Annotated in this window: 12 protein-coding genes; 3 read left to right on the forward strand and 9 right to left on the reverse strand. The window is 67.5% G+C overall.

The window, feature by feature from the left end; all coding sequences use genetic code 11:
• Positions 1-153: 153 nt before the first annotated feature.
• Positions 154-2,052, reverse strand: coding sequence for a PHA/PHB synthase family protein (locus tag R9J51_RS04860; protein WP_432787852.1), 1,899 nt, complete (start codon positions 2,050-2,052; stop codon positions 154-156).
• A 211-nt stretch (positions 2,053-2,263) separates the two neighbouring features.
• Here R9J51_RS04860 and R9J51_RS04865 point away from each other — a divergent pair, with 211 nt between their 5' ends.
• Positions 2,264-3,463 carry an LL-diaminopimelate aminotransferase gene (locus R9J51_RS04865; RefSeq protein WP_168556112.1) on the forward strand — a complete coding sequence of 400 codons (1,200 nt, stop codon included), beginning with the start codon at positions 2,264-2,266 and terminating at the stop codon, positions 3,461-3,463.
• A gap of 165 nt (positions 3,464-3,628) precedes the next feature.
• Here the strand turns inward: R9J51_RS04865 and R9J51_RS04870 are convergent, their stop codons facing one another.
• From R9J51_RS04870 to R9J51_RS04900, 7 genes are all read right to left on the reverse strand, one after another.
• Positions 3,629-4,549 (reverse strand): RDD family protein, encoded by a 921-nt coding sequence (locus R9J51_RS04870; protein ID WP_179506008.1) that lies wholly within the window; start codon positions 4,547-4,549, stop codon positions 3,629-3,631.
• Positions 4,549-5,592, reverse strand: a complete 1,044-nt coding sequence (locus R9J51_RS04875; protein ID WP_179506009.1) for a stage II sporulation protein M — start codon at positions 5,590-5,592, stop codon at positions 4,549-4,551. The genes R9J51_RS04870 and R9J51_RS04875 overlap by 1 nt, the downstream gene beginning before the upstream one ends.
• The gene (locus R9J51_RS04880; protein ID WP_179506010.1) at positions 5,589-6,944 is read right to left on the reverse strand and encodes a DUF58 domain-containing protein; all 1,356 of its coding nucleotides are present in this window, start codon (positions 6,942-6,944) and stop codon (positions 5,589-5,591) included. Before R9J51_RS04880 ends, R9J51_RS04875 begins: the two co-directional genes overlap by 4 nt.
• Before the next feature lie 20 nt (positions 6,945-6,964).
• Positions 6,965-7,951: an AAA family ATPase gene (locus tag R9J51_RS04885; protein WP_168555959.1), complete on the reverse strand. Its 987-nt coding sequence runs from the start codon at positions 7,949-7,951 to the stop codon at positions 6,965-6,967.
• The gene (locus tag R9J51_RS04890) at positions 7,948-9,297 is read right to left on the reverse strand and encodes a DUF4350 domain-containing protein (RefSeq protein WP_179506011.1); all 1,350 of its coding nucleotides are present in this window, start codon (positions 9,295-9,297) and stop codon (positions 7,948-7,950) included. Before R9J51_RS04890 ends, R9J51_RS04885 begins: the two co-directional genes overlap by 4 nt.
• Complete coding sequence (locus tag R9J51_RS04895) at positions 9,294-10,025, reverse strand: hypothetical protein (RefSeq protein ID WP_432787854.1); 732 nt, start codon at positions 10,023-10,025, stop codon at positions 9,294-9,296. Before R9J51_RS04895 ends, R9J51_RS04890 begins: the two co-directional genes overlap by 4 nt.
• Before the next feature lie 70 nt (positions 10,026-10,095).
• Positions 10,096-10,989, reverse strand: coding sequence for a prephenate dehydratase (locus tag R9J51_RS04900; protein WP_169475550.1), 894 nt, complete (start codon positions 10,987-10,989; stop codon positions 10,096-10,098).
• Positions 10,990-11,203: 214 nt separating this feature from the next.
• Between R9J51_RS04900 and R9J51_RS04905 the strand changes: the two genes are divergently transcribed.
• Together R9J51_RS04905 and R9J51_RS04910 are read left to right on the forward strand one after the other, a co-directional pair.
• Positions 11,204-12,163, forward strand: coding sequence for a c-type cytochrome (locus tag R9J51_RS04905; RefSeq protein WP_179506012.1), 960 nt, complete (start codon positions 11,204-11,206; stop codon positions 12,161-12,163).
• Between the two features lie 68 nt (positions 12,164-12,231).
• The gene (locus R9J51_RS04910) at positions 12,232-13,557 is read left to right on the forward strand and encodes an Nramp family divalent metal transporter (RefSeq protein ID WP_179506013.1); all 1,326 of its coding nucleotides are present in this window, start codon (positions 12,232-12,234) and stop codon (positions 13,555-13,557) included.
• On the opposite strand, the gene R9J51_RS04915 is transcribed toward R9J51_RS04910, so the two are convergent.
• On the reverse strand, positions 13,554-14,495 hold the full coding sequence (locus R9J51_RS04915; protein WP_179506014.1) for an isoaspartyl peptidase/L-asparaginase: 942 nt from the start codon (positions 14,493-14,495) through the stop codon (positions 13,554-13,556). The two genes, R9J51_RS04910 and R9J51_RS04915, sit on opposite strands and share 4 nt — an antisense overlap.
• Between the last annotated feature and the right edge of the window lie 2 nt (positions 14,496-14,497).

The following is a 14,497-nucleotide window of genomic DNA, read 5'->3' on the forward strand; positions in this document are numbered from 1 at the left end:
GCGACTCAGTCACGGCCGGACCTGGCCCGTGCTGCAATGCAAAAAATAGGAATGCGCGGGCCAAAGTCAAGGATTTTGTGCAGTGCACAATATCCATCTTGGAGCTAATTGCACTAAGTTGCTGGGTCGTAACCGCAGATCGCGGCCGTGCCGTCATCGCATGCGCACATAACGGCCAGGGGCGTCTTCTATCGCATTGCGGCCGGGCACGCGGGCGCCTTTGGCCGGGACCGTCTTGGCATCCACATCGGCCAGCCAGGCCCGCCAATCGGGCCACCAGCTGCCCTTGGTTTCCTGCGCGCCGGCAAAGAAGGCTTCGAGGCTGGCAACGTCGCTGGGGTTGGTCCAGTACTGGTACTTGCCCGCAGCGGGCGGATTGACCACGCCGGCGATATGGCCCGATCCGGCCAGCACGAACTTCCACGGGCCGGCCAGGTGCCGCGTGAGCTTCCATACGCTGCCGGCCGGCGCAATGTGATCCTCGCGCCCGGCCTGGATGTAGCAGGGTGTGGTGATGCGGTGCAGGTCGATCGGGGTGCCGTCAGCGCTGAGCGCGTCGGGCACGACCAACTGGTTGTCGCGATAGAGATCGCTGAGATAGGCACGGTGCCAGCGCGCGGGCAGGTTGGTCGTGTCGCCGTTCCAATAGAGCAGGTCGAAGGCCGGATATTCCTCGCCCAAGAGGTAGTTGTTGATCACGTAGTTCCAGATCAGGTCCGGCCCGCGCAAGAGGTTGAACGTGGCAGCCAGATAGCGCCCGTCGAGGTAGCCCTCGGTTTCGAGGCTTTCGAGCCAGCGAAGCTGGGCATCGTCCACGAAGTGGCACAATTCGCCCGCCTCGCTGAAATCGACCTGGGCGGTGAAGAACGTGGCCGAAGCCACCTTGTCCGCTTCGCCGCGCCTGGCCAGCACGGCCAGGGTCGCGGCCAGCGTGGTGCCGGCCACGCAATAGCCGATGGTGTGAACCGCAGGCACCGAGAGGCGCTTGCGCACCACGTCGATCGCCTCGATCTGGGCGCGCACGTAATCGTCCATGGTCACGTCGGCCAGGCTGGCATCGGCGGATTTCCACGAGACCATGAAGACGCTCAATCCCTGGTCCACCGCCCAGCGCACGAAGCTTTTCTTCGGGTTGAGATCAAGGATGTAGAAGCGGTTGATCCACGGCGGGAAGATCACCACGGGCGCCGCCGCCACCTCAGCCGTGGTCGGGGCATAGTGGATCAGCTGGAACAGCGGGGTTTCGTGCACCACCTTGCCCGGCGTGGTGGCGATGTTGCGGCCCACTTCGAACGCTTCGCCATCGGTGTGGCTCAACTGCCCGCGCTTGAGATCGGCCAGCAAGTGCTCCACGCCCTTGACCAGGTTCTCGCCGCGCGTGGCGAGCGTGCGTTCGATCACCAGCGGGTTGGTCATCGGGAAATTGGCGGGTGAGAGCGCTTCGGTGATCAGGCGCGTCATGAAGCGCAACTGCCCGTGGCGCTCTGGCTCCAGCCCGGAAATCTCCTGCGCCATGTCTTCCAGTCGCTCGGCCAGCAAGAGATAGGTCTGGTGCAGCAGGGCAAACCAGGGCTGCTCGCGCCAGCGCGGATCGGCAAAGCGGCGGTCGCGGCGCGGCAGCGCCTCGGGCGCCACGTCGGCCGGGAGCTTGCCCGGCGTCGGGGGGCTGGCGGGGGCGTAAAGCTCGATCACCCGGTTCCACAGCTGCAGGCTTTCGTCCCACAGCCGCGCCTGGGTTTCGGCCTGGGCGATCGGCATGGCCGCGCACCAATCGTCGAACAGCTGTTGCCAGCGGCCGCCATCATAGATTCGCGTCCATGCCGGCTCGGCCACGGCAGTCTGTTCGGCCATGAAATCCAGCCACATCTTCTGCAACTTGGCGCCCGACATGGCCCAGTGCTGAAGATCGCCGGGATCGGGGGCCTTGGCATGGGCGGTGGGCAGGAACGGTGCGGCCATGGCCTGCATCGCTTCGGTTTGCAGGCGGAAAAGGTCTTCGAACACCGCGCTGTCGGTGGCAGCAGGCGTCTTGGCATTATCCGGTTCGCGCATCGACGACATAATCCCCACAATGCCCGGCACGCCCGAGCCAACCCACATCGTCTATCGCGCGCGGCCGTGCCAGGGGCAAGCCGCTTCGCGTCCGAATGCGCGTGATGCGCGCCGGGTGCGGGGCAGATGCAGCCCACGATTGGCGAAGCGGATCGATTGGCGTAAGGGGGCGATCCCGGCAATCCAGCCGGCAAGCATTCGAGTCACGACCGTGGAAGAAGAGTTCTACCGCATCAAGCGCCTGCCGCCCTACGTCATCGCCGAAGTGAATGCGATGCGGGCCGCAGCCCGCGCCAGCGGCCGGGACATCATCGACCTGGGCATGGGCAATCCCGATCTGCCCCCGCCCGCCCACGTGATCGAAAAGCTGTGCGAAGTGGCGCAGAAGCCTTCGGCCCATGGCTATTCCGCGTCGAAGGGCATTCCCGGCATCCGCAAGGCCCAGGCCAATTACTATGCCACCCGCTTCAACGTGGAGCTGGACCCGGAAACCGAAGTGGTCATGACCATGGGTTCGAAGGAAGGCCTGGCGAGCCTGGCCACCGCGATCACCGCGCCTGGTGACGTGGTGCTGGCGCCCAACCCGTCATACCCGATCCACACCTTCGGCTTCATCATCGCCGGAGCCACGATCCGCTCGGTGCCGACCACGCCCGATGAACGCTATTGGGAATCGCTCGACCGCGCGATGGCCTTTACCGTGCCGCGCCCGTCGATCCTGATCGTCAACTATCCGTCGAACCCCACCGCCGAAACCGTGGACCTGGCGTTCTACGAGCGGCTGGTGGCCTGGGCCAAGGAAAACAAGGTCTGGATCCTGTCGGACCTCGCCTATTCCGAGCTGTACTTCGACGGCCAGCCCACCCGCTCCATCCTGGAAGTGCCCGGTGCCAAGGACGTGGCGGTGGAATTCACCTCGATGTCCAAGACCTTTTCCATGGCCGGCTGGCGCGTGGGCTTTGCCGTGGGCAACAAGCGCCTGATCGCCGCGCTCACCCGCGTCAAATCCTACCTCGATTATGGCGCGTTCACGCCGATCCAGGCAGCGGCCTGCGCTGCGCTCAACGGCCCGCAGGACATCGTCGAACAGAACCGCAAGCTCTACCAGAAGCGCCGCGACGTGATGGTCGAAGCCTTTGGTCGCGCCGGGTGGGACATTCCCAGCCCCAAGGCCTCGATGTTTGCCTGGGCGCCGCTGCCGCCCGCGCTCAAGCACATGGGCAGCCTGGAATTTTCCAAGCAATTGCTGACCCAGGCCGAAGTCGCCGTGGCACCGGGCGTGGGCTATGGCGAGGACGGCGAAGGCTTTGTCCGTATCGCCATGGTCGAAAACGAGCAGCGCCTGCGCCAGGCTGCGCGCAACATCAAGCGCTACCTTACCAGCATGGGTGTCAACGCTTCGGCGGCGTGAATCACACAATGCTAGAGAATGGCGTCACCCCGGGCTTGACCCGGGGTCCCGCTGTTCTTTTGAAAGTAGCGCGTGACGTCCAGAACAAGCGGGACCCCGGATCAAGTCCGGGGTGACGTGGCCATGGAGAGGGGCGCTGTGCAGCCCCCTCGCGAATGCCATCTTTTAAGAATGCTTGTCGGCCTTGCGCCGGCCAAAGCGCATGCCGCGTTCCAGCCGGGCACGCAGCTGGGTGTAATAGGCTTCCAGGAACGCGCGCTCGTCGCCCCGGCCGTTGGTCCAGCCGATCTTGGTGCAGATCGCCTGGGCCACATCGGCCATGGCCTCGGCATTGTTGTCGCGCAGCACGCGTTCGAGCACTTGCAACTCGTATTCGCCATAGACCGACAGTTCCGCCTCGCCGAATTCATAGCGGGTCTGCGTCAGGGTGCTGTGCCCTTGCGCGCCCGCGCCGGTGGAGAGCGCGGCCTTGAGCCGGTCACGCCCGGCTTCCACCACCCAGGTGCCGGCCACCACATCGCCCGCGCGCAGGGCGTCGCGGTTGCAGAACGGGAACAGCACGAAAATCAGGAACCAGGCTGCTCCTGCCCAGCCGGCAAAGCTGGCGTCTTCGCCCATGGCCAGAGTCGTGCTGATGAAGATCATCGGCAGGGTCAATTCAATGTCGCGCAGGAAATTGCGCGCCACCACCGCCTCGGTCGTCAACCGGCCACCATCGCGCGCGGCCACGCGCAAGCCCACGACGCGTTTGCCTGGCGTGGCGCCGCGTGGGCCCAGCTCGAAATAGAGGAACCAGATGTGGCGGAACAGGAACATGATGACGATCCAGATGACCACCAGCGCCTGGCCAACCGGGTTTCTTTCATCGGCCTTGATATGGACGGCATTGGCCAGGGACGCGACCAGATAGGTCAGCCCCGCCATCGCCGCCACGATCAGCACGTAATCGATAATCAACGCTGCAGCACGGGCACCGCGCGCACCAATGGTGAAAGGCAACGGCACGCCTTCGGGCGTGATCACCTGGCGCTGGCGCCGGTCTGGCCCGGGGCGGAGTAGCGCGCGGCGGCGGCGAAGCAGCGCCATCAGGCCGCCGCCTGCCCGCGCGCCGGGCGCCAGGCAAAGAAATAGGCCAGCCACAGCGCCAGCATGGTGCCGCCGATGGCGAGGCGCACGGCGGTGGAATCCACCAGTTGCCGGCCAAACCCTTCGAGCACGGCGGCGCAGATCAGCATCAGCACAACGCCCACCATCACTTGCGCCGCGCGCCGGCCGGCAGCGGCCGCGGCAACCAGCACCGGGGCATCGCCGGGAAAGGCCATAGCGCGGCCGATGTGGATGCCGGCCCCGCCCGCCAGCAGGATCGCGAACAGTTCGGTCGTGCCGTGGATCGACAGCCAGCCGACCAGCTCCAGCGTCAGCCCCTGGCCGTGATAGAGCCACAGCAGCGCACCAAGCCCCGCCGTATTGTGGATCAGCAGCAGGATCGAAGGCAGGCCGAAGGCAAAGCCCAGGGCAAAGGCGAACAGCGAGACCTGGGCATTGTTGCTGAACAGGAACGCGGCAAACATCGACAGGCCGGTCTGGTCTTGCTGGCCGAACAGGGTGTGTAGCAGCGCTTCGCGGCTGGCACCGGGCACGCGCACGTCGTCGCTGCCCATCAGACTGTAATACCAGTCGGGATTGCCTGAAACCAGCAGCCAGCCGACCACCGTGCCCAGGACCATCATGGCCAGCGCGATGAGCAGGTCCACCCCCAGACCACGCACCGCCGCGCTCCACCCGCCCAGGAAAAAGCGTTTCAGCCAGGCACCCAGGCCTTCGCGCGGGCCATAGACGGCAAACCACGCGCGCCGTGCCAGCCCTTCGAGATAGGCGATCAGCGCAGCGTCGAGCGAGGTTTCGCGCGCGATCGCCAGGCTGGATATGGCCGTACGATAAAGCGCGGGCAGGGCCAGCAAGTCTTCATCCGAAAGCTTGCGCAGCCGCCCACCCTCGATTCGCGTCACGATGGTTTCCAGCCGCTGCCAATCGCCCTCGCGCGCCTGGCGAAACCGGTCGGAGCGCAGCGCGGCGGCCTCTACCGCCGCGTCCTGACTGGCGTTCTTGCCAAACCAGCGCGCGATCATCCCAGGCTCCCTTCGCGTTTCACGCCCAGATAGGCATCGATCAGCCGCGTGCCGATCTGGTCGTAGGCTGCCTCCACCACACGCACGCCCATCTGGCGCAGGCGTTGCAGCACCAGCATGCGCTGGCGTTGCAGAGCCGTGGCCGTGACGGTGCGGGCCATGGCATCGAGATCGTCCGGGGCTCCCGTGGCCAGCGCGGTCAATTCCGCATCGGCCATGACCACGAACAGCACGCGGTGGCGTTCCATCAGGCGGCCCAGGCTTTCGATCATCAGTTCGGCGCTGGTGGGATCGGTGAAATCGGAAAAGACCACCACCAGCGAGCGGCGCTGCAGCCGCGTGGCCAATGTGGCCATGGCGAACGTGAAATTGGGTTCCTCGCCATGATAGTCGAACCCGGCGGCGCTGCGTTGCAGGCGGGCAAAATCGCGCGGGGCGGTCACGAAGGGCGAAAGGCCCAGGGGCCTTGCGGCAAAGCCGTAGACCGCAACGCGATCCTGCGCCTTGAGCGCCACCCAGGCAGTGGTGAGCGCAGCGGTGATCGCGCGGTCCAGCCGGGGCAAGCCGGCCAACGGCTCGGCCATGGCCTGCCCGCAATCGAACGCGAAGACGATCTGGTTGTTGCGCTCGGTCTCGTATTCCTTGGCATAGAGGCGGCCGTGGCGGGCCGAGCTTTTCCAGTCGATGCGACGGCGGTCCATGCCCGGTTCGTAATCGGCCAGCGCCTCGAACTCGGTCCCTTCGCCGCGAATGCGCCGCGCGACCAGGCCGAACGCCGCATCGCGCAGGAAGATCTGCAACGCCGGGCTGCGCACCGGGGTGATATCGGGCCAGACGCGCAAGGTATGGGCAAGCGGGCGGCGCACCTGGCGATGGCCCAGGCCAACCGGTCCGGTCCAGCGCAGCCAGAGGGTTTCGAGCCGCGCCGTGCCCCGCCGCGTGGGCAGCAAGGCCATATCGCCGTGCCAGCGGCCCTGATCGTCAAGTGCCAGCGGGAGCGTGGCGCGCCCGCCATCGGCCAGGCGCGGATCGCAGGCCAGCGCCGCCATCGGCGTGGCGCGGGCGCCCGACAGCGCCGCCGTGAGCGCAAGGCGCACCGGTTGGCCCACTTCGGCATCTTCGGCCATGGCCAGATGCAGATCGCGCAAGGGGCCAGCTATCAGCGCATCGAGCAGGACCAGCGCGAGCAGCGCGGCGCCTGCGGCCGGGGCGACGATCCAGGCTTGCGGTGCCAGGCTGGCCAGCAACAGCCCGGCCGGCGCGGTCAGCGCCAGCAGCAGCACTGCGCGCGCCGTGGGATAGACGGCGAGCGTGGGCCAGGAGACAGGCCAGGGAACGCGCAGGCGGGGCATCAGGGCGGGGTCGCGGCCGATCAGCGCGGCGCGGGGGTGCGCTGCACCAGATCGGCGACGATGGCTTCGGCCTGGCGGCCCTCGATCTCGGCCGCAGGACTGAGGACCATGCGGTGGCGCAGCACCGCCGTGGCCAGACCCTTGATATCGTCGGGAATGACATAGTCGCGCCCGGCCAGGGCGGCCTGCGCCCGCGCGGCGCCGGCCAGCAGCACCGCCGCGCGGGGGCTGGCGCCGGCGATCAGATCGCCATTGTCGCGCGTGGCGCGCACCAGCGCGACGATATAATCCACCAGCGGCTCTGCCAGCGTCACGGCCCGCAGGCCGGCCTGGGCGGCGGCCACTTCGCGCGCGTCGGCCACGGCGGCCACGCCCATCTGCGTGGGGTGTTGCCCGGCCTTGCCTTCGCCATAGCGCCGCACGATCCGCGCTTCCTCCTCTGGCGAGGGGTAATCCACCAGCAGCTTGAACAGGAAGCGATCGAGCTGCGCCTCGGGCAGGGGATAGACGCCCTGGCTTTCGATCGGATTCTGCGTGGCGACCACCATGAAATGCGGCGGCAGTGCGTGAACCGCGCCGTCGAGCGTTACGCGGCGTTCCTGCATCGCTTCGAGCAGGGCGGCCTGGGTCTTGGGCGGGGTGCGGTTGATCTCGTCGGCCAGGATGATGTCGTGAAAGATCGGCCCGCGCGTGAGGGTGAACTGGCTCGTCTGGAAATTGAACAAGTTCGATCCCAGGATATCGCCCGGCATCAGATCGGGAGTGAACTGGATGCGCCCGAAATCGAGGCCGACGGCCGTGGCGAAACTTTGCGCCACCAGCGTCTTGGCCGTGCCCGGCGGCCCTTCGAGCAGGACATGCCCGCCGGCCAGCAGCGCCACCAGCAGGTGATCGACCACGCTGTCCTGGCCGACCACGGCCTTGGCCACCTGGGCGCGAATCGCATCGGCCAGCGCGCGCACTTCATCAAGACTGAGAGCGCCGGATGGGGAGGCGGTGTCGGTCACGCAAGATCCTTTTCTAGGGCATGCAGGGCAGCAGCCGCACGCACGGCATCGTGCGGGCGGCGTGCGGCGGCCAGTTGCGCAATGGCATGGGAAAACGGCATCGAATCGGGGTTCACGCGCGCCAGATGGGCATCGATCAGCGCGTCGGTCTGCTCGGCCGGGGCGCCGCGCCGCAGGCCCAGCCGCGTCGCCAGCCGCTCGCGCAGGGCATCGGCATAGGGCCCGCTGACCAGGTGCAGCCGCCCGGCGCGGCGAATCAGGCCGGCACTGTTGACCACCAGCGTGGTCTTGCCCGGCGGAATCGCCGCCAGGCCCACGCGCGGCGGGCCGAACCGGCAGAATGCGCGCCAGCCCACCGCCAGCAGCGCCAGGATCAGGCCTACCGTGGCAGCCAGGAACGGCGGTTCGAACGCCAGGGTGAGCAGGTTGGGCCGGCCGCCCAGCCCCGCAAGCGACAAGTCGAACGTGACCTGCTGGCTGCCTGCATTGGCCGATGCGGCGCGCAGCACATCGAGCGCGAGAACCGCGGTCTGGCGGTTGGCGAGGCCGTAATTGTCGAACAGGTCGGGCTCGAACACCAGGACCAGCGGCTGGCGCTCCATGTCCGGTCCATCGGCCAGCGCCTCGCCATCGTCGTCATCGCCCGCAGCCAGGACGGTCGGTGTTTCCACGTCGGCCAAGGCATCGAGCGCGGGGTAACGGCCGTTGTCGTCACGATAGGCGGCAAGCACTTGCCCATCGCCGGTGGTGACCAGTGGCACCAGCGCCTGGCCGGTGCCCGAAACCACCTTTTCATCGTCGGGCAGCGGGCCGTGTCGCCCGTCGGCCGTGCGCCAGCCATGGGCGCGATAGCCTTTGCCCTGGTTGAGCGTGACTCGCACATCGTCGGCGAAACCGGGCCAATTCGGCAGCGCAAAGCCGGTCAGCCGCGTCCATCCGCGCGGCTTGTCCAACTTCTTCTCCAAGGGGCCGGCCTGCCACTTGGGTGCGATGACCACGGTGGGGCCAATGTGGCGCCGCTTGTCCACGATGCTGGCGATGGTCTTGCCATCGGTGTCGGGCAGGGGGGTGAGCACCAGCACGCCAGGCTGCTCCATCGCGGCCTGGGTGCGGGTACGCGCCACGGTGAAACCATCGGCTTCCGCCATGGCCGCCAGCGCGGCATAGCCGTTGAGCCCGCGCCCGGCGCCATGGCCGCCACCGTTGTTGGCCGGCGGGCCGACATGGCCGAGGAACCACAGCAGGCCGATGAACAGCCCGGCGCCCACCACCAGCAGCGCCAGCACCGCGCCGCGCGCAAAAGGTTGTCCGCTGGCGAGAGAAGAGGGCGAGGTGACGGCGCTCATGCCGCGGCCCCAAGCGGCTGGAGCGCAAAGGCGGCATAGGCGCCGCGCGCACGCAGCCATTCGCCCTCGCCCGGCATGCGCAGGGCATAGCGCGCGCGCTCCACTTCGTCGGCCATCGTGGCAAAGGCGTGGGCCGCGGCAGAGGGCAGGGCATCGATCGCCGCGATTTCGCGCGCCGTGCTCGATGGCGCCAGCCAATCGGGCCGGGCGGCGGCAATATCGGCCACGCTGCGCTGCAGGAGCAGGTGCACGGCTTCGGCAAAGCGGCCCTGCGCGGCCAGGGCATCGGCATCTTCGAGCAGGGCGAGCGCGGTCTGCGGCGCGGGTGCCCATTCCGGTGTCGCGGTGCCTGCGCGCGTGCCACGTGCCTGCCGCCATGGGGCCAGCACACCCCAGGCCAGCCAGGCCAGCGCCACGGCGCCCACGACCAGGATCAGCACCAGGATCACCTGCCCGCTTTTGGCCAGGCCCAAGCCCAGCGGCATGAAAACGTGCTCGTTGATCCAGAGGAGCACCTTGGCCAAGGCATCGATAGCCACCTGCAGCCAGTGGGGCGGCACATAGGGCACTTCTGGTGGGGGTGGCGGCACCGGGGTGAACTGGATATCGCCCATGCCGCGCACTGTCTGCCAGGCGTGCTCGGCACGGGCAGCATCAGCCTGCGCCGATGCGGCGGGGGCTTGGGCGGTGGCGGACACGGCCCGGGCGGCCGCTGCAACATTGCTCACGCAACGGTTGGTTGCACGCCCGCCTGTGCGCCGCAAGCGCTGATTGCGCCGTTACGGTATCGGGCGGGCCTTACCCCCGGGCGCGTTCCAGCGGATAGGAGCCCAGAATGCGCAAGTCCTTGGCAAAATAGGCCAGTTCTTCCAGCGCACGATCCACCGCCGGATCGCCAGGCGCCCCGACGATATCGGCAAAGAACATCGTTGCGGCAAAGCTGGCGCCCTTCTGGTAGCTTTCCAGCTTGGTCATGTTGACGCCGTTGGTGGCAAAGCCGCCCAGCGCCTTGTACAGCGCGGCCGGGATGTTGCGCACTTCGAACACGAAGGTGGTCATCGCAGCACCGGTGAGCGTGGCGGGATCGCGCGCGGTTTTCGACAGCAGCACGAAGCGCGTGGTGTTGTCGTGCGCGTCCTCGATGTTCTCGGCCAGAAGATCCAGCCCATAAAGCTCGGCCGCGATGCGCGGGGCGATGGCGGCAATCCCGGCCTCTTGGCTTTCCGCCACCAGCGCGGCGGCGCCGGCGGTATCGGCATAGGCCATCGGCACGATGCCGCGCTCGCGCAAGTAGAAGCGCGATTGGCCCAAGGCCTGCGGGTGGCTGTAGGCGGCGCGGATCGTGCCGGCATCGGCGCGCGCCATCAGGCAGTGGTGGATGTCGAGGAAATGCTCGCCCACGATGGACAAGCCGCTTTCGGGCAGCAGGAAATGAATGTCGGCCACGCGGCCATGCTGCGAATTTTCGATCGGGATGATCGCCTGGCCGGCGCGGCCATCCTTCACTGCATCCAGTGCGTCTTCGAACGAAAAGCACGGCAGCGGCAGGCCATCGGGCATCGCTTCGATCGCGGCGCGGTGCGAATTGGCCCCCGGCGCGCCCTGAAACGCCACCGCGCGTGCCGGATCGGCCGCAGCGGCGGCACTCATGCGATCGACAAGCAGGCGGGCGGGTTCGGGAAAACTCTGCATGGGGGCTGCCGTTAGGCGCAAATTTGCCTGCTGGGCAAGGCGAATCAGGGCAGAATGCCGCTTTCCCATGGGCAAAATTTGTTCTGGATCAGAGACGGGGTTTCACGTGCGGCTCTAATCGCACTTGCGCCGGGCCGGGGGGCTGATTATCCCCCCTGCAAAAGGTGCGTACCGGCAGCGGGCCGGAAAATGCGTGCGATAAATGGGGCTGGGAATGGACGACCGTTTCAATACGATCGCGGGATGGACCTTGTTTGGCGGTATCGTGGCTCTGGGCCTTTCAACGTTGTCCGCCCATTACTTCCTTGCCGACAAGCATGAACGTCCTGAAAAGATGGGATATGCTATCGCTGGGGTGGAACCTGAAGGCGGGGCTGGCGGTGCCGCTGCGGTAGAGCCGATCGCCAATCGCCTCGCCAAGGCCGATGCCGCCAAGGGCGAGGCGATCTTTGCCAAGTGCAAGGCCTGCCACACCATCGACCAGGGCGCGGCCAATGGCATTGGCCCCAATTTGTGGGGCGTGGTGGGCGATGCCCGGGCCGAAGGGCGCGGTGGCTTTGCCTTTTCCGATTCGCTCAAGTCCAAGGCGGGCAAGTGGGATTTCGCGAGCCTTGATGAATGGCTCACCAATCCCAAGAAGTTTGCCGACGGTACCAAGATGTCGTTTGCCGGCCTCGCCGATCCGATGGATCGCGCCAACGTGATTCTCTATCTCAATTCCAAGGGTTCCAACCTGCCGCTGCCCGCGCCCGAAGCGGTGCCGGCGGCCGGCGCGGCCCCGGCCGATGGCGCAGCAACGCCCGTGGCCCTGGTGGGTGATGCGGCCAAGGGCGAAAAGGTCTTTGCCAAGTGCCAGGCCTGCCACACCGTGGCGCAGGGCGGCGCCAACGGCATTGGCCCCAACCTCTATGGCGTGGCCGGCGATGCCATTGCCGAAGGGCGCGGCGGCTTTGCCTTCTCCGATGCGCTGAAAGCGCACAAGGGCACGTGGGACCAGGCCACGCTGGACCAGTGGCTGACGGCCCCGGCCAAGTTTGCCCAGGGCACCAAGATGACCTTTGCCGGGCTGTCCAGCGCGCAGGACCGCGCCGACGTGATCGCCTATCTCAACAGCCAGGGCGGCAAGCTGAGCCTGGGCGCGGCACCCGCTGCGGCCCCGGCCGCGGCGAAGTAACAACCGGATAACCCCGCCCCCATCGGGCGGGGTTTATTCTTTGGCCATAGCGAGTAAGCCTTGTGGCCATGTCGCTTGCTGCCCGTTTTTCGCTGCCCACCACCGCCACCGCGCCGTTTTGCCCGTCCGAAGTGCGCGGCACCGTTGCTGTTGCTGCCAACGGGCCGTGGTGGAAGGTGGCGTGGCAGGCCGCAGGCCCGGGCCTGCTGGTGGCCGTGGGCTATATGGACCCGGGCAACTGGGCCACCGACATTGCCGCCGGTTCGCAATTCGGCCACGGCTTGTTGTTCGTGGTGCTGGCCTGCGGGCTGGCGGCGATCGTGTTGCAGAGCCTGGCCATGCGGGTCGGGCTGGCCAGTGGGCAGGATCTGGCCCAGCTGGCGCGGGCGCACTATTCGCCCGCTGCCTGCCGTGTGCTGTGGCTCCTCGCCGAACTGGCGATCGTCGCCACCGACATTGCCGAAGTGCTGGGCGCGGCGCTGGCGCTGCACTTGCTGCTGCATGTGCCGCTCTGGGCCGGGGTGCTGCTCACCGGGCTCGACACGCTGATCGTGCTGGGTCTCAAAGGGCATGGTTTCCGCCAGTTGGAAGCGATCGTGCTGGGCCTGATCGCCACGATCACGCTGTGCTTTGGCGTGCAACTCATGATCGTTGGAGTGGATGGCGCAGCCGTGGCGGCCGGTGCGGTGCCCGATCTGGCCCGGCTGGCCCAGCCCGGCGCGCTGGTGCTGGCGATCGGCATCCTGGGCGCCACGGTGATGCCGCACAATCTCTACCTGCATTCCAGCGTGGTGCTCACGCGCCTGGGCGACCGCAGCCCTGCCGGCACGCGCCGCGCGCTGCGCCTGGGCAGCGCAGACACGGTGGTGTCGCTGCTGCTGGCCACATTGGTCAACGTGGCGATCCTGGTCCTGGCGGCAGAGGCCTTTCACGGCCACGGGCATCGCGACGTGGCCAGTATCGAGGACGCCTGGCGGCTGCTGGCGCCGATCACCGGGGCGGGCCTGGCGCCGCTGCTGTTCGGCCTGGCGCTCCTGGCGGCGGGGCAAAGCGCCACGTTCACCGGCACCGTGGCGGGCCAGGTGGTGCTGGAAGGGTTCCTGAACCTCAAGATTCCGTGCTGGCAGCGCCGCGTGCTGACCCGCGCGCTGGCCATCGTGCCGGCGCTGGCCGGGGTGCTGTGGCTGGGCCAGGGGGCTGTGGGGCAATTGCTGGTGGCGACGCAAGTGGTGCTGTCGCTGCAATTGCCCTTTGCCATCTGGCCGCTGCTGCGCTTTGCCGGCAACCGCACGGTGATGGGGCCGTTCGTCGCGCCGCTGCCCATGCTGGCGGTGGGCTGGCTGTTGTTTGTGCTGATCCTGGTGGCGAATCTGGCTTTGATCGCAGGGGTTTAGGCGTCCTTGAAAATGGCCACGTCGGCGCGGCCGGTGTGGTCGGCAAAGCCGCGATAGAGCCCGTTGGTGTTGAACGCATGGGTCAGGTTGCCCTGGGCATCGACGGCGATGATGCCGCCCACGCCACCCAGTTCGCCCACTTCGCCCAGCACGGCGCGGGTGGCCACTGCCACGCTTTCCCCGGCCAGGCGCACGCGCGCGGCGATTTCGTGGGCCACGCCCACGCGGATGAACACCTCGCCCGTACCGGTGCACGAAACCGCGCAGGCGCGGTTGTCGGCATAGGTGCCTGCGCCGATGACCGGCGAATCGCCGATGCGGTTCCAGCGCTTGCCGGTGAGGCCGCCGGTGGAGGTGGCTGCGGCAAGATTACCCTGCGCATCGCATGCCACGGCGCCCACCGTGCCGAATTTGAGGTCGGCGTCGAACCAGCCGTCCTTGCGGGCCTTGAATTCGTGCAGCTGGCTCCGGCGTTCCTCGGTGGCGAACCAGCTTGGGTCCACTTCCTCCATGCCGTGGTCGCGGGCGAATTCCTCGGCCCCGCTGCCGGCCAGGAACACGTGCGGGCCTTGCTCCATCACCGTGCGCGCCAGGCGCACCGGGTTGCGCGTGCGGGTGACGGCACAGACCGAACCGGCGGCACGGGTGCGCCCATCCATGATCGCCGCGTCCAGTTCGTTGGTTTCGTGATAAGTGAACACCGCGCCGCGCCCGGCGTTGAAATGGGGATCGTCTTCCAGCGCGCAGACCGCCGCGCTCACCGCATCGAGCGCGCTGCCACCCTCGCGCAGCACCGCGGCGCCCGCTTCCAGCGCCTGGGCCAGGGCAGCTTCGTATTCGGCGGCCATGGCGGCATCCATGAATTCGGGAGACATGGCGCCGGCGCCACCATGGATGGCCAGGCTCCAGCGGGGCGAAGAAGGGGTGGACTGGGTCATGC

This window comes from Novosphingobium rhizosphaerae, from assembly GCF_050920675.1.
In the GTDB taxonomy this organism is placed as follows: Bacteria; Pseudomonadota; Alphaproteobacteria; order Sphingomonadales; family Sphingomonadaceae; genus Novosphingobium; species Novosphingobium rhizosphaerae.